Raw genomic sequence first — 20,556 nt, forward strand, 5'->3', positions numbered from 1 at the left:
GCGACGCTCAAGCCGCCTTGCTGGACACGAAAAATCACTGCGGCCTGATCGGCCAATCTAGATGAAAAGTGCTCTAAAATCATAAACAAGGTGGAGCCCGGTGTCCCTACCGGGCTGATTCAACCTGTTTGCCGTGAGGCAGATAAGCCTGGTCGGGACACCAGGCTCCACCTTTCAAGCAGGTGATATTACAGAGCTGACTTTGCCGAGATTGCTCTAGCAGCATTTGCCGCCCTTACCATCACCGCCGCAGCAACTGCTCTGCTGTTGCGCTTTGGCGTCGGCCTTTTCCTTCATCGAGGAATCGAGCTTGGAAACGATACGCGTGAAAAAGCCAGGCTTGGCCTCTGCCTTCTTGTCGTCCTTAACGGTTTTTTCGGTGCTCATGATGTGGTCTTGCTGGTGGTTAAAAATCGCAGGCGCACTCGGGCGTCTCTGCGCGAAAGCGGGTAATGATGGCGGTGCGCTTGAGGGCGTCTTCGCTGAAGCAGAGTCGTTCGCCCACGCAGTCCTGCAGGCACTTCAGGTTTTCGATCAGCAGCGGGTTCTCGGCGTCGGCGAGGCGGTAAATCATCCACTGGGCCTTGCGCTCAGCCTCGACCATCCCCTGCTCTTTCATGTAGCGCAGTTGCTTGGAAATCTTCACCTGGTCGGCATCCAGGATCTCCATCAGATGGCAGACGCACAGTGGCCCCTCCCGCAAGAGATTCAGGATACGCAACCGCTGCTCATCGCACAGACATTTATAGATTTTGACGACTTCCATTGTTAATATTCCATGATCGGCATATTCGAAGATTTGGCAAGTGCTTTTCCCCTAAAAATAGATGGGAAGCCGGCGGCGTGCGCTTGCTGAGAATCAAGCTCATCGAAACGATGAAGCAATTTCCTTGTCCGTCGATTTGACTACAATTGACGCCGGGCATAAATCACGGCATAACGCCTGCTTCAACGACGTTCCTGTTGTTAATTTTTCACCACCACCAATCGCAACTATGCCCGCTACCAAAAAGAAAAAGGCGACCAAGAAGGCCGCTAAAAAAGCCGCTGCCAAGAAATCAACTTTCGCCATCGATACTTCGGTGGAGTTGTTCAAGAAGCGGATTGAAGAGAACCTTGTCCACGAACTGGCGCGTGACACCGTGACCGCCACGCCGCGCGACTGGTGGCTCGCCACCTGCCACGCCCTGAATGACCGCATCCTCGAGCGCTACATCGCCACCCAAGGCGTGCACAATGACAACAATGCGCGCCGCGTGTATTACCTGTCGCTGGAGTACCTGATGGGCCGCTTGATGGAGAACAACCTCGTCAACTGCGGCATGTTCGACATCGCCGAAAAGGCTCTTGCCGAGCTAGGCATGAACCTGCGCGACATTAGCGACGCCGAGGTCGACATGGGTCTTGGCAACGGTGGCCTGGGCCGCCTCGCCGCCTGCTTCCTCGACTCGCTCGCCACGCTGGACTACCCGGCCGTCGGCTATGGCATCCACTATGAGTTTGGCCTCTTCCGCCAGGAGTTCATTAACGGCCGCCAACATGAGCGCCCGGACAACTGGCTCCAGCACGGCAACCCGTGGCACATTGTTCGCCCGGAATACGAGGTGCGCGTGCCGCTCTATGGCCACGTCGAGTACAAGGCCGACAGTAATGGCGATTGGGCTCCGGCCTGGGTCGGCGCCAAGGAAATCATCGGCGTGCCGTGGGACATCCCCATCGTCGGCTACGGCGCGCAAACGGTCAACTTCCTGCGCCTGTGGGAATCCCGCGCCTCGACTGAGTTCGACCTCGAAGCCTTCAACCGCGGCGGCTACACCGAGGCGGTCCGCGAAAAGGCGATCAGCGAAACGATCAGCAAGGTCCTTTATCCGAATGACGCAACGGAGTCCGGCAAGGAACTCCGCCTCGTGCAGCAATACTTCTTCGTTACCTGCTCGCTGCACGACATCATCCGCCGTTTCAAGAAGAAGAACAGCGACTGGAAGGACTTCCCAAAGAAGGCCGCCATCCAGCTCAACGACACCCACCCCGCCGTGGCCGTCGCCGAACTGATGCGCATCCTCATCGATGAAGAAAAGCTCGACTGGGACGACGCTTGGGCAATTGGCCGCGCCTGCTTCGCCTACACCAACCACACCCTCCTCCCTGAAGCGCTCGAGAAGTGGTCCGTGCCGCTATTCGAAAAGGTCCTGCCCCGCCACCTGCAGATTATTTACGAGATCAACCGCCGCTTCCTCGAAGAAGAAGTCGAAGCCAAGTGGCCGGGCGACGGCAAGAAGAAGATGGAGCTGTCCATCATCGAAGAAGGCACGCCCAAGATGATCCGCATGGCCTACCTGGCCGTCATCGGCAGCCACACCGTCAACGGCGTCGCCGCGCTGCACACCGAGCTGCTCAAGGCCCACCTCTTCAACAGCTTCGACAACCTGTATCCCGGCAAGATCCAGAACAAGACCAACGGCATCACGCCGCGCCGTTTCCTCAAGGCCTGCAACCCGGAACTCTCCGCACTCATCGACGAGACCATTGGCGACGATTGGCCGATGGACCTCGACAAGCTCAAGGGCCTCGTCAAATACGCCGACGACAAGAAGTTCCAGGACAAGTTCATGAAGATCAAGCGGGACAACAAGGTCGTCCTCGCCGAAATCATTGAGAAGGACTGTGGCGTCAAGGTCAGCCCCGATGCGCTGTTCGACGTGCAGATCAAGCGCCTCCACGAATACAAGCGCCAGCACCTGCAGATCCTGCACATCCTCAACCGGTATAAGGAAATCCTCCACAATCCGGATGGCGACTTTGTGCCGCGCGTGATCATCTTCGGCGCCAAGGCGGCTCCGGGCTACGTGCTCGCCAAGGAGATCATTTTCGCGATCAACAAGATCGCCGAGAAAATCAACAACGACGAGCGCGTGGGCGACAAGCTGAAGATTGTCTTCCTGCCGAACTACCGTGTGTCGTTGGCCGAGAAGATTGTCCCCGCCGCCGACCTGTCCGAGCAAATCTCCACCGCCGGCAAGGAAGCCTCCGGCACCGGCAACATGAAGCTCGCCCTCAACGGCGCGCTGACCATCGGTACGCTCGACGGCGCCAACGTGGAAATCGGCGAAGAAGTCGGCGACGACAATATCTTCATCTTCGGCCTCACGGTCGAGGAAGTGGAGCGCCTCCGCGCCTCGGGTTACAACTCGTATAATTACTACAACAGTAACAGCGGCCTGAAAGCGGCGCTCGATTGGCTGGCGTCGGATTACTTCACGCCGGGCGATCCCAACGCGCTGTCCCCCGTCCGCAAGAGCCTGCTCGACGGCGGCGATCCGTTCCTGGTTTGCGCCGACTACCAGGCCTTCATCGACGCCCAAAAGAAGGTAGACGAAGCCTTCCGCGATAAGACCAAGTGGGCCAAGATGGCGATCATGAACACGGCCTGCGTCGGCAAGTTCTCCAGCGACCGCACCATCCACCAGTACGCCAAGGAGATCTGGGATCTCAAGGCGCTGACCGAGTAACCGCTCCCGTAAGCATCATTTCCAAGCCCCGCTTGCCCAGTGCGAGCGGGGCTTTTGGGTGGGTAAAGCAGCTTTAGAAACAACGCTCCGGCGAGTAAATGACATCGCCATCTTTTAGCACGATATCTTCAACTTTCCCCATCAATACTTCATCAATCGGCGCTTCAATCACTTGTTTTTGGCCGTTGACTGCACGGGTAATCTTTAAGTCTGAGCACGCAAGTCGGTTCAATCCTCCAGCCTGCTTGATCGCGTCGCTCAGGCGGTATTCGGCGTCAGTGGAAATCAGATATGCCCCTGGCCTCATGACATTGCCGTACAAGTGGATGATGCCCACTGGGTCAGTCACGAGAAAATATTCAATGGTAACCGGGTCTTGATACAGCCTCTGGTAATGTTTGATTGCAAGCTCATCGACTGCGGCAATCGTTCGCCCCTCTGCCAGCAGCCTTGCACCAGGATGCAAGCGATATTGCCCCTCCTGCGACTTACTCGGTGTGCGGTAATAGATCATCTCCGGCTCATGGGAATCTGGGAAAGTTACCTTGAGCGCAATGACTTCGCCCTCTGTGAGCGTGTGATCCGCCTTTAGCGGAATCCAGACATCTTCGATTTGATCATCCGCCTGTAGCGACCACATGGTCAGCATCATAAGGGCAAGAGTCAGCGTTTTTTGCATGCAGCACCAGACCCTGCGCTGTCGCTGAAGTTCCCAACCCAAAGCATGTGGAAGAGCAGTGTTCCACGTAGAACTTTTTTGCGGGGCGTCAGTTCGTGCTGAGCAGATCCATCAGCAGCTTAAATTTCCAGACGCCGACGAGGATGGCGCCGAGCACCACCAAACCCCAGATGATGAACGCGTCGCGATGCTTCATACCATGCTGCCCCAGTCGGCGCTGCGATGTCGCTCAATCGCCGCCAGGAAGCGGTCACGCTTTTCAATGTGCGGGTTGTGCCCGGACTCGTCGATGACTTCGATGCGCGCTTTGGGAAAATACCGGTTGATGATGCGCCAGTCCTCCGGCAGCACAAAGCGCGATTGCCCGCCCAGAATGAATGTCGTGGCGCCGGCAAAGGAGTCCTCGCCGCCCACGGAATTTGCGCGCATCACATCCCGCGCCGCCGTCAAGGCGCGCAGGTTGATGGACCAGGCGAAGCGGTCTTCCTTGCGCACCAGATTGGTGAGGAGGAACTGTCGCTGCCCCCAGTCGGGCACGGCCTCGGCCAGGCGATCATCGGCGTCCTTGCGATTGGTCAATTCGGCCAGTGGCAGGGCGTTCATTGCGTCGAAGTCCCGCAGGTGATACGGCGGGTAAGCGCGCGGGGCAATGTCGACCACGACGAGGCTGCTCAGTCGTGCGGGGGCATCCATCGCCAGGCGCATGGCGACTTTGCCGCCCAGGCTATGCCCGAGCAGGTGAGCCTGGGGCAGATCATGGTCGTCCAGAAAGCGAAGGACGTCGGCCGCCAATTCGCCGAAATCCATGGAGTCGCAGTGGGGGGAGTCTCCGTGGTTGCGCAGGTCGAGCGCAAACACTTCGTATTGGCCTGTCAGCTCCTTGCCCGCGCTAACCCAATTGCGCGACGAGCCAAGCAGCCCATGGAGCAGGACAATGGGAGGATTACCCTCACCGCCGAAATAACGGTAAGCTAATTTTTGGGGAGTCACGAGGCCAAGTTGGTAAACTGGCTGCGTCCGCGCAACTTCAATGTGCAACATGAATTTTTATCATACCATAAACATTTTGACACCGGCTTGCGTCTTTATCGGTCGGATTAAGGCAGGGCGACAATTTACTTTCTAGCGCGCGAAGGCGGCGATGGAGTCGACAACCCGGGCGCTCACCGGGAGGGCGTCATCATCGCTGGAGCGGTACTTGCCCGTGCGCACCAGGCAGCCCTGTAGGCCTGCGTTTACGGCCCCGACGACATCGCCCTCCACGTCGTCGCCGATCATCAGGCAGGCGCTGGCTTTGCAGCCGGTGGACGCCACGACCTGCGTGAAAAAGTCTTCGCTTGGCTTGCCCATGATGACTGCCTCTACGCCTGCGGCCCACTCAATGGCTTGGATGAAGGCCCCGGCGTCGAGCATTAGCTGGCCGTCGCGGCTGAAGTATTTGTTGCGCCCGATCCCGATCAGCGGAGCGCCCTGTTGGCAGGCGCGGAATGCGCGGTTCAGCGACTCATAGTGCAGGCCCTCGCGGGCGTCGCCAATGATCACACAGTCTGGCTCATCCTCCGTGGCCAAGCCATCGAAACAGCTTAATATCGCGGGGTGCACGAGGCAAAGCGGCTTCAAGTTCCGCGCCTCGGCGTAATCCCGGGCCGCCATGGGCGCCGTAAAGAGCTGGCCAGTCTCCACTGGGATCCCCAACCGCCGCATCTTCTGCAAAATGTCTTCGGTGCTGCGGGTGGCTGTGTTGGTGACAAAGCGCACCACCTTCCCTCCGTCATTGGCGGCGCGCACGGCGTCCACCGCGCCAGGAAATACATCATCGCCCTCATACAGAACTCCGCTGAGGTCGAATAAGACTGCCTGGCAATCCGGGAACATGGTTGATGTGCTTTCCAGCTTCAACCATACCAGATGCGCCCGTTTTTCGCAAATGCGGAGCGGGTCTATTTCGCCGCCTACTGTATGTAGTAGCCCGCCACTTGCCATTCGCCCACCGCCGTCAGTGGGTCGTCCACCACGGGCACTGGTTCGCCATTTGGGTCGATCAACAGTGGCGTGACGATTTCCAACACTGGCTCGTCGCGCCCGCTGAACTTCGTTTTATACTGCATCATCACGTAATGTGCTTCCGGCGCGTTGGGCAGGCGCACGGTGTAAAACAGGCGGACGAGTTCGCGCTTCTCCACCTCGCCCAATTGCTCCCGGATCTGCGCCAGCGACTTCACAAACTCCTCGCGCTCAATCTGGATTCGGAAAAACGGAGCGCTCCGGGCCCAGGCCTCGCCATATTCCCCCCGATCCACGACTGCGAGCCAGGCGTCGCCCTGCTTGCGCGCCGCCAGCTCCACAATGGGAGCAGCGTGAAGGTTGGCCGTGGCGGCTAAGCAGAGGAGAACGAGAAATTGAAATGCCTGTCGCATGCTTGAGTTTTAGAGATTAAAGGAAAAAGGAAAAAGGAAAAAGTTGAGGACGGTGGCGCGAGATCGGTAACAGGCAGCGGGTGCGACCTCGGTTATGAGGTGCGGCCGGCCTCTGGCGCTTTGGAAATTCTTCGAGCATGGCGGCAGTAAGGCGCGCAACCTTTGGGAAGGCAAACAACGCACCTCCTCAACGTCGCTAAGGCGCCAGAGGACCGGCGCACTCCGCCAGCAAAGCCAGAGCACCCTGCCCTTTTTCCTTTAATCTTTTTCCTTTTTCCTCCCCTACAACTCCGTGTATTTATCCGAGCGGCCTTTGGCCTTTTCTACGGGATATTTGGCGGCGTTTTGCGCCATCTTGGCCTCGATGGCGGACGCCAGGTCGATGCCGGTCACGTTGGCGAACTCCAGCGCGTAGATCACGATGTCCGCCAGTTCATCCTCGATATCGGCGCGTCGCTTGGCGTCGCTTGCGCGTTCATGGGAGGCGGCGGAGTCCGTCCAGAGGAAGTGCTCCATCAGCTCGCCGGCCTCGGCCGCCAGCGCCATGCTGAGGTTTTTCGGGGAGTGAAACTGAAGCCAGTCGCGCTCTTCGGCAAACGCGCTCACCCGCTGCTTTATCGTCGAAACCGTAGCCGTGCTGTCAGTCATGCTGTTAGCCTTAAGCGCCTGCGCGGGAACTTGCAATGACGTATCGTGTCGAGTAACACTCACACCTATGAAATCCCTTTGGCGCCTGTTTGCCCTGGCAACGTTCGCGTTTGCCGCCACATCGCTGTCTGCTGAGTCGCAGAGCGCGCGCACGCTTCCGTTGAGCGAGATCGCGACGCCAGACGCCGGGGAGCTTGACGAGGACGACCTGACGGCGGGCGCCCTGCTGGAAAGCGGCGAAATCAGCGCTGGCCAGGCGCCAGGCAATTACTCCGAAGCCTACGTCGAGACTTTCCTCAACCAGTTTGTTGGCATTTGGAACGGGCATTATGAAATCACCACCATGCGTGGCCAGGTCCTGACCCATATGGACGCGCGTTCTTCCTACGAGTGGGACTTGGTTGGCGAGACCCGCGTCCTCAAGAACCAGAGCATCTATGCCTCCGGCGACATCATCGGCTACTCCTCTTCGCTCACCTACTTTTACTTTGGCCGCCTCGTTACCGAAGTGGAGCAGGACGGCGTGAAGCGGATTTTCTTCGGCACGGTTTCCAAAGACGGCAAAAGCGTTAGCTGGAACATCGCGAACGCCGTTAACACCCTCAGCTCGTCTACCCGCGAAACCTTTACCCAGATCAACGGGCAGCCCTGCATTAGGATCGAGGGCTTTGAAGCAGTGCGCGACGCCATGGCCACCGCCACCATCGCCATGAAGGGCGAACTCACGAAGGAGTAGCGTCCACTTCAGGGTGCTCTCCTCGTCGCAGGCGTGCGTAAATGGAGCCGCATGCGGTCAGGTGAACTTGCAAAAACCATGCAGAAAGTTCCCTAAACTGTTGGTCTCCAAGGCGAGTTAATAATCACTAATAAAATGCTCGCTTGTTCACGTTTTGTTTGTGGTTTAGTGAGTGTTTTGAGAGAATGCTTGGCGTTATGAATCCACCGCCAATCTCTCCATTCCGTTCGCCAGGCCGCCCGCCATAGCGTCTGCCCTGCGCCTAGTTTTGCCGCCAATGCCCGACGGGCAATTTTGAGCGCTCAGCTGGGTCCTGCCTGTGATTGCGCCACAGACGCCGCCTTCACCGCAGGCTTAAATGCCGGTCTTTAGGACCAGCGCCAGCTTTGCCCGGATTGACGCCACCCGCCGCCTGCCTTGCCGACGATTTGCCTGCTAGAGATAACATGAAGTTGCATCGTGCTGCCCATCCGGCGGCGCCTTGCGCTCGTAACTCCCAGCCTGCGCTGCTTAGCGACCGGGCAGGGTTGCTGTTCTTTGATAACCCGGATACCGCGCTCCTGGCGCCCCCCCCTCCCCTGTGTGGGTTGCGGGATCGAAATCCGCTTACGCCTTCACCGCGATCAGTGATTGCCAGGAGTCCATCATGTCCTGAAAGAAGGAGGTTTCCTCCAGTGGCCAAGGCGCCTCGGGGTCGATCCGCCATTGCGGGCTCGCCTCGATGTGCTCGACGGTCCAGGCAAAGTATCCCTCGTGGTCTGTGCGGTAGCAGAAGTCCGCCTCGGGCGTGGTGATCTCCACCAGGCGCTCGAGAAAGGCGGGCTGAATCATGCGGTTTTTAAAGTGCCGCTTCTTCGGCCATGGGTCGGGAAACAGCATGAAGACGCGCTCGAACAGCATTCCCTCCGGCAGGGCTTCGAGGAACTCGCTTAGCTCGGCCTTCAGGAAGCATAACTGCGTGAGGTTTCGCTTTTCGGCCTTGGCGTTGCCCTTATCGATGCGCTTCGTCACCAAGTCGATGCCCACGCAGGATTGCTCAGGGTGCTCGGTGGCGTAAGCCGTCAGGAAATGCCCATGACCGCAGCCTATCTCCAGCACGCGCCGCTCCGCGTCGCCCAAATGGGTGACGCACCATTCTCGAAGGCGTTCAATGCGCTCAGCGCGGAACTTCAGTGCCTGTTGATATCCTTCCGACATGCAGGGATGGACTATGCGTATCGCCGAAAGATTAAAGCAAAAAGTGACGCAGGCGGCAAATGCCCCCCCCCCTCCCCTCATGAAGGGACGCTGGGATTACACCGTTTCTTCGCCTGAGTCGATGGCGCCAATGCTGGACTTGAGCGGCGGCGGCTTCATCGGGATGCGACAAGTGATGCACAGGCCGCCCGTTGGCACATTGCGCGCCGCGACGGTCCCCCCGTGCAACTGCACGACGTGCTTGACGATGCTCAGGCCCAGACCAGTCCCCCCCAACTCGCGTGAACGCCCCTTGTCCACGCGGTAGAAGCGCTCAAAGATGTGGGCCATGTCCTTCTCGGGAATGCCGCAGCCGTCGTCCTCCACCTCCAGCAGGAAGTAATTGTAGTCGCGGCTGGTGCGCACCGTGATGCGGGAAAAGCCCTTGGCGTAGCGCAGTGCGTTATCGAGCGTGTTCTGCAGGACCTGGGAAATCTTGATTGCATCCACGACCACGGTGTCGAGCTCGGGGTCGAGATCGCAGACCAGCGTTTGCTCCTCCAGGTTCAGCCGGGGCAGGAAATTCTCCGTTATATCGTGGATCATCTTGCGCACCGAGCACGTCTGGCGGTTGAGGTTGATGGCCTCCCCCTCCAGGCGCGAAAGCGTCAGCAGGTCTTCCAGCAGGAGGTGCAGGCGCTCGACGTTCTTGTAAATCTTGTTCAAGAACCGGATTTGCTCTTCCTTGCGCAGGTGTTCGTGGTCCTCGATGAGGGTGTCCGTGAAGCCCTTAATGACCGTCACCGGCGTGCGCAGCTCGTGGGAAACGTTGGCCACAAACTCGCGGCGGACGTTTTCCAGGCGCTTCAGGCGGGTGATGTCGTGTAGGACGAACAGCGTCAGCGGGCGACTCTCCGAGCCAGTCTCAGGAATGCGCGCGCCGGTCACTTCGACGAACAGGCTCTCGCGCCCGCGGACGATTTCGATCTCCTGCCAGGCTGGCGCCGACCCCTCCTCCGCCAGTTCCATGAACTCCAGGAAGCCAGCGCTCTTCAACACGCCTTCCAGCCGTCGGCCCTCGCAATCGGGCCCCAGGGACAGTAATTCCCGGGCGGCGGTGTTGGCCATCACGAGCAGGCTGCGGTCGTCCACGATCAGCACGGCCTCGGTCAGGTTGCTGAGTGTGGTCTCGATTTGGCGCAGATAGCCTAACTCCTGCCGCGAAGATCGCTCATGCTCGGCCAGCAGCTCGTTCAGCTGCAATGAGAGGCGGTTCAGCCCGAGCTCCTTGGCCCAACCGGCTTCCTCCTCAAACAGGTACGTCCGCCGCTCTTCGATGGCGTCGACCATGGAACACATGATGCGGCGCACCTTCCGGTGGCGGTGGTAGTAATAAGCAGCGATCGCCGCGAAAACAATGCAGAGAAACGTCGTCATGAACGGTGGGCGGACTATTGTCCATCAACCGCACGGTAGCCGACTCCACGAACCGTTTCAATAATTCCTGCCTCGGCGCCGAGCTTTTCCCGTAGACGGCGTATGTGCGTATCCACAGTGCGTGTTTCGATGTCAGCCTCGTAGTTCCATACATTGACGAGTAAGTGTTCGCGGCTTTGCACCCGGCCCTTGCGCTCCATAAGGAGGCGCAGCAGCTTGAATTCCGTCGCGGTCAGCTCCACGGGCTTGCCTGAAAGCGTCAGCCGGTGCTTCTCTACGTCGAGGGTTACGTTGGAAATGCTCAGTGTGCTGCCCGGCTCTTCGGTTGGGCGCTCAATGCGCCGGAGCACCGCAGAAACCCGCAGGAGCAGCTCGCGCGAGTCAAATGGCTTGCCGATGTAGTCATCCGCCCCGGTCTCGAGCCCCTTCACGCGGTCTTCGGCTTCGCCGCGCGCGGTTAGGAACACAATTGGGATTTCGCACATGCTGGGGTCTGCGCGCAGCATCCGGCAAATTTGGATGCCGCTTAGCTCGGGCATCATGATGTCGAGGATGATCAGGTCCGGCTGGAATTCCCGCGCCGTGCCCATGATCAGCAACGGATCATTGATCGTCGCGACCTTGAAACCTGCCTGGCGCAGTTTGTACTCCACCAGCTCGGTGACATCGGGTTCATCATCGACAACAAGAATGCGTTTTTCACCATCCGGGTTCATAATTACGTTCTGAAATAGGTGAATCGAGTGTCGCTGGCCAATAACGAAAGTTACAATTGCCCTTATTCAGGGTGGTTTGACGGGGTGGCAGTTGCGCAAAGTCTTATCAAACAAGAGCTTGAATGGGGCTTTGCACTTAGCAAATTCTTTGTGACGGAGACGTTACGCCAATGTGACGCCGCTTGCGAGGCATTTTTACCGCCATTTAGGCGCGGATGCAAACCGAATTATTTCGCCAGCCCAGATTGCAGTGCGACCAACAAAAGGCTGATGTCTGCGGGGTTTACGCCGCTGATTCGCCCCGCTTGAGCCAAGGTGCGTGGTTTCACTTCGTTCAGTTTAAGCGCGCTTTCCTTGCGGAGTCCCCTCACCTGGAGGAAATCGAGCCCCTGCGGCACCTTGACTTTCTCCAGATTGCGCAAACGTGCGATATGCTTCTCTTCGCGGTCGAGGTAGCCTTTATACTTCACGCGGTAGAGCGTCTCTTGGCGGATGGGCTCGCTGAGCGCCAGGAAAGTGGGCGGCAATTCAACCTGACTCAAATCATCGTGCTTGCGGACCATGTCGCCCGCCAAGCCGCCAGGGATGCGAATGCGCTCGAACTCCTCCATCCAGAAGGCAACGGCCTGCGCCTTTTCTTCAATGCGCGCCAGACGTGCATTGTCGACGAGTCCGTATTGCTTCACCTTGTTCAACAGGCGGATTTCCGCACTGCCGTGATTAAAGAGTAAGCGATGCTCAGCGCGGCTCGTAAACATGCGGTAAGGCTCGCGCGTCCCCTTGGTCACGAGATCGTCAATCAGGACCCCGATGTAGGCTTCGTCGCGCCCGATGACCAATGGTTCCTCGCCTCGAATCTTGGCGACGGCGTTCACGCCAGCGATCAACCCCTGCCCCGCCGCCTCTTCGTAGCCGGAGGTGCCGTTGATCTGGCCGGCGAAGAACAGGCCCTCCACTTTCTTGGACTCCAGCGAGGGAAAGAGCTGTGTCGGCGGCGCAAAGTCATACTCTACGGCGTAAGCCGGGCGCAGCATAACGACCTGCTCCAGGCCGCGGATGCTCCGCATCATTTCCAACTGGACGTCGAATGGCAGGCTCGTGCTGACGCCGTTGACATACCACTCGTCGGTATGGCGACCCTCGGGCTCCAAGTAGACCTTGTGCGTGGCTTTGTCGGCGAACTTGACGAACTTATCCTCGATACTCGGGCAATAGCGCGGGCCAACGCCCTCGATTTCGCCTGCATAAAGCGCTGAGCGGTGCAGATTGCAACGCACGGTCTCCGCCGTGCCCTCGGTGGTTTCAGTGGTCCAGCAGCTCACTTGGTCGCGTCCGGGCTGCCAGCCCATCTTGCGTTGGCCATAATGTTCCACGTGGAACAATGCGTCCACCGCCGGCGAATCTTTGGGTAATTGTTCCACGTGGAACAATTCCTCGCCAAAGCGCGTATCGTAGAATGAGAACAGCGTGGGCTCGGCGTCTCCGTCTTGTCGCTCGCATTGGGAGAAATCGATGCTGGAGCCGAGAATGCGCGGCGGCGTGCCGGTTTTGAGTCGCTGAAGCTCGATGCCTGCCTCCAGGAAACTGCCAGAGAGCCCCCGGGCCGAGAAATCGCCCAGTCGTCCGCCCTCGTTCTTCTGGTTGCCGATGTGCATCAACCCGCGTAGGAAGGTGCCCGTGGTCACCACGACCGTTTTGCCATAGAAATCGACGCCAAAGCTGGTGCGCACGCCGATCACCCGGTCGCCCTCAAAGATCAGCCCTTCAACCATAGCCTGAAACAGTGTCAGGTTGGGTTGCAGCTCCAGGATATGCTTCAGGCGAAATTGGTAGGCCTTCTTGTCGCATTGCGCGCGCGGCGCCTGGACGGCCGGACCCTTGGAGGCGTTGAGGAGGCGAAACTGAATGGCGGTCGTGTCGGTGTTGATGCCCATCTCGCCGCCTAGCGCGTCGATCTCGCGGACCATGTGGCCCTTGGCCTGACCGCCAATGGCCGGATTGCAGCTCATTTGGCCAATGGTGTCGACGTTGCCCGTTAGCATGAGCGTGTCCGCGCCACGTCTTGATGCGGCTAGCGCAGCCTCGCACCCGGCATGGCCTGCGCCGCACACGATGGCTTCATAGGGCTGCTGTGGGCCAAATTTAAGTGGTGGTTTCATTTTCCGATGCAAAAATTAGCGAAGAGCTTATCGAGCATATCTTCGTTGTCTACCTTTCCAATGACCTCGCCAAAGCCAGCAAGTGCGTCCCGAAGGCCAGCGGCAGCCAGCTCGGCGGGTATTTCGTCTCGAAGGCCTGCGCGGGCTTCGTCGATGGCGGCTCGGGCCCGGCTCAGCGCATTGGCGTGTCGGGTGGAAACCATCAGCTCGTCTGCAGCTGGCGTCACCCGGTCTGCTTCCAGCGTTTCCTGGATCTTGATCCGTAGATCATCCAGGCCGAGGCTTTGGGTCAGCGAAACGCGCACTCTGGGGTGGCCGGGGAGGACATCCTGAAATTCCGAGTGGGTGGGCAAGTCGGTTTTATTCTCCACGAGCAGCACCCGATGCTGCGCCAAGCGATCCGTGACTACATCAGGGAAATGCGGGGGTGGGGCAGATTGGTCGAGCACGACGAGTAGGAAATCCGCATCCTTTACTTGCTTGAGCGTGCGCTCAATGCCCTGGCGCTCAATATCGCCCTCGGATTCGCGGATGCCAGCGGTGTCGACCAACTGTAGGCCGTAGCTGCCGATCATCACACGCTCGGTCAGGAAATCGCGCGTGGTGCCGGGTTCGGCGCTGACGATGGCGCGGTCTTCGCCGGTTAGGGCATTGAGCAGGCTGCTTTTGCCGGCATTGGGCTCGCCCATGATGACTGTGCGGATGCCTTCGTGAAGCAGTGTTTTGTAGTGGCTGGTCTCGATCAGCTCGCCCAATTCAGCGGACAGGGAGGCGAGGGCGGCGGTCGGCCCGGCTTGGTCTTCGGGCGGTAAGTCTTCTTCCGGGAAGTCGATGTAGGCTTCCACTGCGGCAATGATGCCCAGGAGGCGATCCGTCATGTCCGCCATTTTCCGGCCAATGGAGCCATCCAACTGGCGTTGGGCTACCTGCAGCGCCTTTTCGCTGCGGGCGGAAATGAGGTCGGTTACGGCTTCAGCTTGGCTGAGGTCCAGTTTGCCGTTGAGAAATGCCGTGCGGGTGAATTCGCCGGGATCCGCCATGCGACAGCCGCGGGCAAGCAAGTCCTCGATGACGCGCTGGACGATCAGGGGGTTGCCATGCAAGGACAATTCCAGAGAGGGCTCGCCGGTGTAGCTTCGCTTGTCGGCAAAATATACCGCCAGGCAGCTGTCCAGGGTGACGCCGTCCAGTGCTTTGTAGGCGTGGAGATGCGCCATTCGTGGCTTTTCGACGACCGTGGCGCTCAGGCATTCGCTGGCCAATTGCGGGCACAAGGGGCCAGACACGCGCACGACGGCGATCGCGGATTCTCCGTAGGGCGTGGCTGGGGCTACAATGGTGTCACCTAAAGGCATGGCGGCGCATTAAAACAGCCTCGCTGGAAAATTCACGCAAAAAGCGGCCAGTCCACAAAGTGGCGTTAGTTTGCTGGCCAGCCCCAGAGGCGCGGAAGCAGCAACTGGAGGTATACGAGCAGGACGAGCGCGCAATAATGGCAAACCTGCCGATGTAGCGGCTGCTTTTTGTCCCGGTAGATCGAGCGTCCACAATAGGCCAGCGCGATCAAGCCCGTGAGCATGAGCAGGGTAGGGGAGCACAGTGCTGGATTACCAGAGCCCCAATAGAAGCTGAAGCTGAACATCACATAGAAGCTGGGAGCCAGCATGGCTGGCAGCAACCAATGGTCTGGCTTGGCGGCCAGGGGGAATGGGTGCTTGGTGATGACTGCGTTCATGATCTATTGTTATACCATAAAACGAAAAACGGCAATTTCTTTTACTACGAAATTGCCGCCATCGTTTTGAGGATTGGTTGTGCTATTCTAGCTTTCGAGCAGCTCTTCCTCCGCCTCATCGTCGGTTCCAATCGCGTCGCCGCCATGGACCTCTACTTTGCCGAGGATGATGTCCGTGATTTCCTGCATGACTTCCGGGTGCTCGCCGAGGTATTCCTTGGCGTTTTCGCGCCCTTGGCCAATCAGGTCGCCCTTGTAGCTGATCCATGCGCCCTTCTTTTCGAGGATCTTATGCTCGATGCCCAGGTCGAGAATCGAGCCCGTGCGGGAAATGCCCTCGTTGTACATGATGTCGAATTCGCATTCGGTGAAGGGGGGGGCCACCTTGTTTTTGACGACTTTCAGGCGGGTGCGGTTGCCGATGACCTTGCCGTCGGTGGCCTTGATTTGACCGATACGGCGGATGTCCATGCGCACTGAAGAGAAGAACTTGAGCGCCCGGCCGCCGGGGGTTGTTTCCGGGCTGCCGAACATCACGCCGATCTTTTCGCGGATTTGGTTGGTGAAGAGGGCAATGCACTGTGTGCGGTTGATGGCGGCGGTCAGGCGACGCATGGCCTGGCTCATCATGCGGGCCTGCAGGCCTACCGTTGAGTCGCCAAATTGGCCGTCGAGCTCGTTCTTGGAGACCAGAGCGGCGACGGAGTCGACGACAATGATGTCGACCGCGCCAGAGCGAATCAGCGTCTCAGTGATGTTGAGCGCGTCTTCGCCGGACTCCGGTTGAGCGACCATGAGGTTCTCCAGGTCGACGCCGACGATCTTGGCGTAACGCGGGTCGAGCGCGTGCTCCACGTCGACGAACACGGCGTTGCCGCCCTGGCGTTGGCACTCGGCGATCACGCTGAGACAGAAGGTCGTTTTACCGGAGGATTCCGGGCCATAGATTTCACAAATGCGGCCCTTGGGCAGGCCGCCGACGCCAAGCGCCAAGTCGAGCGCGACGGAGCCGGTCGAAATGACGTCGATGTTCTTCTTGGCGGCTTCGCCAAGCTTCATAATGGCGCCGTCGCCAAATTGTTTGTTGATGGCGGAGATCGCCAAATCGAGCGCCTTGTTGTCGCGCTTGTCGGGAGTGGTGGTGGTTTTGGTACTTTTCTTTGCGGCCATGAGGTTACGATGTAGACGGTTCTTTATTAAAGTTAATTATTGAAAGAGCAAAGCATGGTTTTTGTGGGGACGCAAGTTCATTGTGGTAAATTGTTCACTTATTTATATCTTGCTGATTGTGAGGGGTTAACGCGGCTCGATCAGCTCAGTGCTTGGGGTTTTCTGACGAAATATACCGTTGGCGCCTGAATGAGACCGGTAAACAAGAGTAGGCTCTGAAAGGCGGGTGGCGCGATTTTCTCCCCAGCGTTTGCGGCCAGCATGTAAAGAAACATCAGGTCGATGACCATGAGGAATCCGAAGCCAATGGTCATTACACAAAGCAAAATGAAGAGCGATCGCCACGCGTTTGGGTTGGCGATGCGGCCCCAGGGCAGCATGAGCAGCGCGCCAAAGAGGCAGAAATACACGGCTTCAAACTCTAGGAGGCCGCCTGGCGCCTGCCCCATCCAGCGGCTAGCGTTGAAGGGGATCCAGCCAATGAGAAATGCGCCAGTGGCCACGCCAATGGCCCGGGTATAGCGCAGGCCCTTGAGCGTTTGTTCGGATACTTCGGTGTCTGGAGACATTCTGGCTGGCATCGTGGGGTTTGCGTTCACGGCTACCAACAGAACAGGCTTTCGAAAATCCTCAACCTTCAACCACTGCCGTATTGGATTTTTCGTCAACAGGGCAGGGCGGTGGAGCCTGTTTGCCGAACTTCATCATCAGGCAGGCTATGGGCGATCGGTGCTAGCTGGCCTGCTCCTGCGGGTTGAGCACGGTGTTGAGCTCGATCAGCAGGTTTTCGCGGTCGGGCGTGTAGATAAAGCGGTCGCTGCCGAGCTTTTCGTAGGCTTGCTCCAGAATGACGGCTGAAGGGCGGCGCATTTGCAGCAGCTTCTTCAAGTAGTTGCCCAGTTCGGCCGCATTACCCGTTTTGATCTCGATCTCGATCAAGTTGGATAAGGCTGATTGGTTCTTGGGATTGTTCTCGTAGGCTTGCTTGAGGACGCGTCGGGCCAATGCGTCGCCATTGAGCTGGGTAAAGCGCCGCGACACCGCCATGAGAGATTCGGCGCGGAGGTTTGGCTCCTGGAGAAATTGGCTGATATAGATGTCGGCCAGATTCATGTTTCCGACTCCGTAGTAGGCGACGGAGCGCAGGCTGTTGAAGATGGGGAGATTTTGCTCAAGCCAGTCTGGGCGCTCCTTGGCGAGTTCTTCACTGAAGCTGATGGCGCCCTCGAAGTCCTTGGCGGTGATGTGGGACTCGATCAGGAGCAGGGCAAAAGGCGCGATGGGGAAGTCATTCTCAAGCGCCTGTTCATAAATGCGGCGCGCAAGGTCGATTTTTCCTTCGTCAGTGGCGTAGTTGGCCAGACGAAGCATGGCTTTCTCGTCATTACGGAATTGGCGGAGGATCGCATTGGCCTCCGCTTCCGCGCGTTCATCTTGCCCGGTCAAGCTGAGTGTGTAGAGCAAGTCGACTCGGGGTGATACGGCCAGTGGGGCGTCGATGTTGCGCAATACGGCGTATTGGCGGGCTTTTTCATACTCCTCAAGATCGCGGTAGTATTGGCTGAGCTGTGCGTAAATGGGTTCGTTGGTCTGAAATTTGCCCAGGTTGGCCTCCAGTTTCGCGACTGCCGCCCGCTGTGCTCCGCGCTCCCAAGAGATTTTAGCCGAAAGCAAGAGGCCCTCGATATCGGACTCCAAGTCATATTCCTTCACGAAGTCCTCTGCTTCATCGAAATTGCCCCGATAAAGATGCGCGGTGGCTGCGGCCGTGGAGAGCAGCGTGGCGATTTCTTCGTTAGGGTTTTCGGCGAGAATTTCATCGGCAATGTCAATGACTTCCTGGTCCTCCTGCTGGCGTAGCATGAGCTGGATGTAGCGCTTGAGGTAGGCTGGATCCTCGTGGGCGTAGGGCAGGCCTTCGCGCAAGAGCGTCACGGCGCGGTCTATGTCGCGCAGATTGGGGATGTAGATGAAATACTCGCTGACGAGGAGGCGCCCCTCCAGGTTTTGAGGGGAGCGCTGCACCCCTTCACGCAGGAATTTAAAGGCGTCGCCGTAGTTGCCATCCTCAAGCATGGTTTTGGCCATCTCGATTTGGTAGTCTCCAACCTTGGCCCGGTGCTCATCGCGGTGGAAGAGGATCGTAAACATGTCGGCGTACTCGACGTCATCAAACTTTTGCACCTCCTTGAAGAAGAAATACAACGCCGTCGCCAAGGTCACGTACCCAATGACAACCAAGCCTGCGAAGACGGCGAAGATGCGTCCCCAACGAAATCGGATTTGCCAACGACCGCTGGGGCCGCGTCTTCGAACAGCGAATCCGAGTAGTACGCTACGTTGCTGATTATTGGAGCCTGGGGTCGCATTACTCATGGTTTCGAGGTTTGCGACCCACCTTAGCGGGTCAATCTAAAAGAAATGCCTAACCCCTGCTATTTTTGGGGCTGAGTGGAGGGCGTTGGTAGCGTGATTTACACCGATACAAGCAGAGATCGGCGCTCTTTATGGTACTTTGGTCTGTGTTTGCGCCGCTTGGGCCGGTGAGTGCGGCATGGCGGGCTGCCCTCCCGAAACCAAGTAAAATACAGCGCTCTGTGTGTATTAGAATCAGCTTGGCAATGGGGGTGGTAACCTGAATGTTACATTTGCAAGCAGTTGATGGGGAAAATATTGGAATTTTCCCTCTCTGGGTGGTACTTGGGCTTGATTTTTATAATTCTTTCGCCCAAAGTGGTCCTCAAAGCCTTTACCAGACGAAGTTTTGCTATCTTCGGAAAATCATCCAGCTACATAGATAAATTATGAAATCCTTTGCTCAGAAAACCCTAATTGCAGCTGCCGCAGCCTTTAGCGCTGGCTCCATCGCCCAAGCAGCCCCGCTGGTGTCGATTGGAGATTCCGTTGACGTGTTTTTCAACGGCAGCACCAATGCTCAATGGCGCTCCAACCTTTTCTATACTGACGGTATTGACGATGCCGGCGTTCGTCGCCCCAAAGACAGCGCCTTCGTCTTCTATGTATCGCCAGGCTTGGAAGTAAACATCGGTCGTAACAGCAATGCGAACGTGACGATTTATTTCCGTGAAGACTTTCTGTTCTATTCTAAGTATAGCGATGAGCTCAACACCGAGTTGGCTAACCTTTACGTCGATGGCACTTACAACTGGGGCAATCTCGACACCTCGGCTGGTTTCTCCTTCGTGCAAAGCCAGCAAAACACCGCAAATACTGCTGGTGGCGCTTTCCAGGCGGACCTGGTAGAAACCGACAACTACAATGCTTACATCGATGCGGATTATGATATTTCCCCCAAAGCTTGGGTGAGCGGCGGTTTCGACTGGCGCCAACGGAACTACACCAATAATCAAGACTTCGGTAATCGTTATTCGGATGTGGATTACTACACCGTTCCGCTGACCTTCTTCTGGCGTGTGACGCCCAAACTTAGCGTCGGTCCTAGCTTCCGTTATCGCTACACCGATCCAACCAGCAATGCCCTGGGCACGCCAGCTGATTACAATGACTACTTTTTTAATGTAGCCGTTAAGGGTGAGATTATGCCGAAGCTGGACATTGGTTTGAATGCAGGTTATCAGCTTCGCGATCCAAACCGTGATCTCATTAATTCTCTCGGCGCATCTGTTCCTCAGGATTCACGTGGGCAGTTCTCGATTATCGGCGACGTAGAATACGAAATCACGCCTAAGTTACTGTCTTACGCATCTCTTTATCACGACTTTGGCGTTGGCGCCCAAGGTCAGACGACCACGAATCTCGGCGGTGATATCGGCGCGACATACTTCTTCAACAGCTACATCTCCTCCAATGCTGAGTTTGGCATGGAGAACTCGGAATACTCAAACACTGGGGGTCGCGATGACTTGACCACTACCGCTGGTTTCTCCGTCGTCTACACGCCTAATGTTTATTGGCAGTTGAGCGCAGGCTACACCTATATCAACAATGATTCCAATGCGAACAACGGTGTCAACACAGGCGCGAACTTCCAGGCACACACGATAAACCTGCAAGCTACTTTCCGATACTAAGATTCGGTCTTATAAAGTCTGTTTGAACATTTTCCGGAAAGGAAGGTCTATTGCAGTGCCTTCCTTTCCTCTTTTTTGATAACCCAGTCTTTTCCATGAAATCGCTCACCGGCTTTTGTCTT

19 protein-coding genes are annotated in these 20,556 nt (G+C 57.6%); 3 read left to right on the top strand and 16 right to left on the bottom strand.

Annotated elements, in window-relative coordinates:
* Window positions 1–216: 216 nt before the first annotated feature.
* Window positions 217–387: a hypothetical protein gene (locus RBB63_RS14190; protein ID WP_309385397.1), complete on the bottom strand. Its 171-nt coding sequence runs from the start codon at window positions 385–387 to the stop codon at window positions 217–219.
* A gap of 19 nt (window positions 388–406) precedes the next feature.
* Entirely contained in the window at window positions 407–766 is a 360-nt protein-coding gene (locus RBB63_RS14195; RefSeq protein ID WP_309385399.1) for an ArsR/SmtB family transcription factor, read from the bottom strand.
* Window positions 767–995: 229 nt separating this feature from the next.
* On the opposite strand from RBB63_RS14195, the gene RBB63_RS14200 reads away from it, so the two are divergent.
* On the top strand, window positions 996–3,509 hold the full coding sequence (locus RBB63_RS14200; RefSeq protein ID WP_309385401.1) for a glycogen/starch/alpha-glucan phosphorylase: 2,514 nt from the start codon (window positions 996–998) through the stop codon (window positions 3,507–3,509).
* A 73-nt stretch (window positions 3,510–3,582) separates the two neighbouring features.
* On the opposite strand, the gene RBB63_RS14205 is transcribed toward RBB63_RS14200, so the two are convergent.
* The 5 genes from RBB63_RS14205 to RBB63_RS14225 all read right to left on the bottom strand — a co-directional run bounded on the left by RBB63_RS14205 (window position 3,583) and on the right by RBB63_RS14225 (window position 7,253).
* The gene (locus tag RBB63_RS14205) at window positions 3,583–4,188 is read right to left on the bottom strand and encodes a polysaccharide biosynthesis/export family protein (RefSeq protein ID WP_309385403.1); all 606 of its coding nucleotides are present in this window, start codon (window positions 4,186–4,188) and stop codon (window positions 3,583–3,585) included.
* A gap of 192 nt (window positions 4,189–4,380) precedes the next feature.
* Window positions 4,381–5,229 (bottom strand): alpha/beta fold hydrolase, encoded by an 849-nt coding sequence (locus RBB63_RS14210; RefSeq protein ID WP_309385405.1) that lies wholly within the window; start codon window positions 5,227–5,229, stop codon window positions 4,381–4,383.
* 81 nt (window positions 5,230–5,310) lie between these two features.
* Window positions 5,311–6,063, bottom strand: a complete 753-nt coding sequence (locus tag RBB63_RS14215) for a TIGR01458 family HAD-type hydrolase (protein ID WP_309385408.1) — start codon at window positions 6,061–6,063, stop codon at window positions 5,311–5,313.
* 77 nt (window positions 6,064–6,140) lie between these two features.
* Complete coding sequence (locus tag RBB63_RS14220; protein WP_309385411.1) at window positions 6,141–6,605, bottom strand: DUF4019 domain-containing protein; 465 nt, start codon at window positions 6,603–6,605, stop codon at window positions 6,141–6,143.
* A 282-nt stretch (window positions 6,606–6,887) separates the two neighbouring features.
* A complete protein-coding gene (locus RBB63_RS14225; RefSeq protein ID WP_309385413.1) occupies window positions 6,888–7,253 on the bottom strand; it encodes a nucleotide pyrophosphohydrolase in 366 nt (121 codons plus the stop codon).
* 67 nt (window positions 7,254–7,320) lie between these two features.
* Between RBB63_RS14225 and RBB63_RS14230 the strand changes: the two genes are divergently transcribed.
* Window positions 7,321–7,989, top strand: coding sequence for a hypothetical protein (locus RBB63_RS14230; RefSeq protein ID WP_309385415.1), 669 nt, complete (start codon window positions 7,321–7,323; stop codon window positions 7,987–7,989).
* A 606-nt stretch (window positions 7,990–8,595) separates the two neighbouring features.
* On the opposite strand, the gene trmB is transcribed toward RBB63_RS14230, so the two are convergent.
* From trmB to RBB63_RS14275, 9 genes are all read right to left on the bottom strand, one after another.
* Window positions 8,596–9,186 (bottom strand): tRNA (guanine(46)-N(7))-methyltransferase TrmB, encoded by a 591-nt coding sequence (gene trmB, locus RBB63_RS14235; protein WP_309385417.1) that lies wholly within the window; start codon window positions 9,184–9,186, stop codon window positions 8,596–8,598.
* Between the two features lie 96 nt (window positions 9,187–9,282).
* Window positions 9,283–10,524, bottom strand: coding sequence for a sensor histidine kinase (locus tag RBB63_RS14240; RefSeq protein ID WP_309385419.1), 1,242 nt, complete (start codon window positions 10,522–10,524; stop codon window positions 9,283–9,285).
* A gap of 92 nt (window positions 10,525–10,616) precedes the next feature.
* Window positions 10,617–11,318: a response regulator gene (locus RBB63_RS14245; protein WP_309385421.1), complete on the bottom strand. Its 702-nt coding sequence runs from the start codon at window positions 11,316–11,318 to the stop codon at window positions 10,617–10,619.
* Between the two features lie 227 nt (window positions 11,319–11,545).
* The gene (locus RBB63_RS14250; protein WP_309385423.1) at window positions 11,546–13,477 is read right to left on the bottom strand and encodes a tRNA uridine-5-carboxymethylaminomethyl modification enzyme MnmG/GidA; all 1,932 of its coding nucleotides are present in this window, start codon (window positions 13,475–13,477) and stop codon (window positions 11,546–11,548) included.
* Window positions 13,474–14,832 (bottom strand): tRNA uridine-5-carboxymethylaminomethyl(34) synthesis GTPase MnmE, encoded by a 1,359-nt coding sequence (gene mnmE, locus RBB63_RS14255; protein ID WP_309385425.1) that lies wholly within the window; start codon window positions 14,830–14,832, stop codon window positions 13,474–13,476. The genes RBB63_RS14250 and mnmE overlap by 4 nt, the downstream gene beginning before the upstream one ends.
* Window positions 14,833–14,897: 65 nt before the next feature.
* The gene (locus RBB63_RS14260) at window positions 14,898–15,212 is read right to left on the bottom strand and encodes a hypothetical protein (protein ID WP_309385427.1); all 315 of its coding nucleotides are present in this window, start codon (window positions 15,210–15,212) and stop codon (window positions 14,898–14,900) included.
* Window positions 15,213–15,299: 87 nt separating this feature from the next.
* Window positions 15,300–16,382 carry a recombinase RecA gene (recA, locus tag RBB63_RS14265; protein WP_309385429.1) on the bottom strand — a complete coding sequence of 361 codons (1,083 nt, stop codon included), beginning with the start codon at window positions 16,380–16,382 and terminating at the stop codon, window positions 15,300–15,302.
* Between the two features lie 140 nt (window positions 16,383–16,522).
* The gene (locus RBB63_RS14270) at window positions 16,523–16,963 is read right to left on the bottom strand and encodes a hypothetical protein (protein ID WP_309385431.1); all 441 of its coding nucleotides are present in this window, start codon (window positions 16,961–16,963) and stop codon (window positions 16,523–16,525) included.
* Window positions 16,964–17,114: 151 nt separating this feature from the next.
* Window positions 17,115–18,758 carry a tetratricopeptide repeat protein gene (locus RBB63_RS14275; RefSeq protein ID WP_309385433.1) on the bottom strand — a complete coding sequence of 548 codons (1,644 nt, stop codon included), beginning with the start codon at window positions 18,756–18,758 and terminating at the stop codon, window positions 17,115–17,117.
* Between the two features lie 428 nt (window positions 18,759–19,186).
* Between RBB63_RS14275 and RBB63_RS14280 the strand changes: the two genes are divergently transcribed.
* Window positions 19,187–20,434, top strand: coding sequence for a hypothetical protein (locus RBB63_RS14280; protein ID WP_309385435.1), 1,248 nt, complete (start codon window positions 19,187–19,189; stop codon window positions 20,432–20,434).
* Window positions 20,435–20,556: the final 122 nt, after the last annotated feature.

The organism is Cerasicoccus frondis, assembly GCA_031296915.1.
Classification (GTDB): domain Bacteria; phylum Verrucomicrobiota; class Verrucomicrobiia; order Opitutales; family Cerasicoccaceae; genus Cerasicoccus; species Cerasicoccus frondis.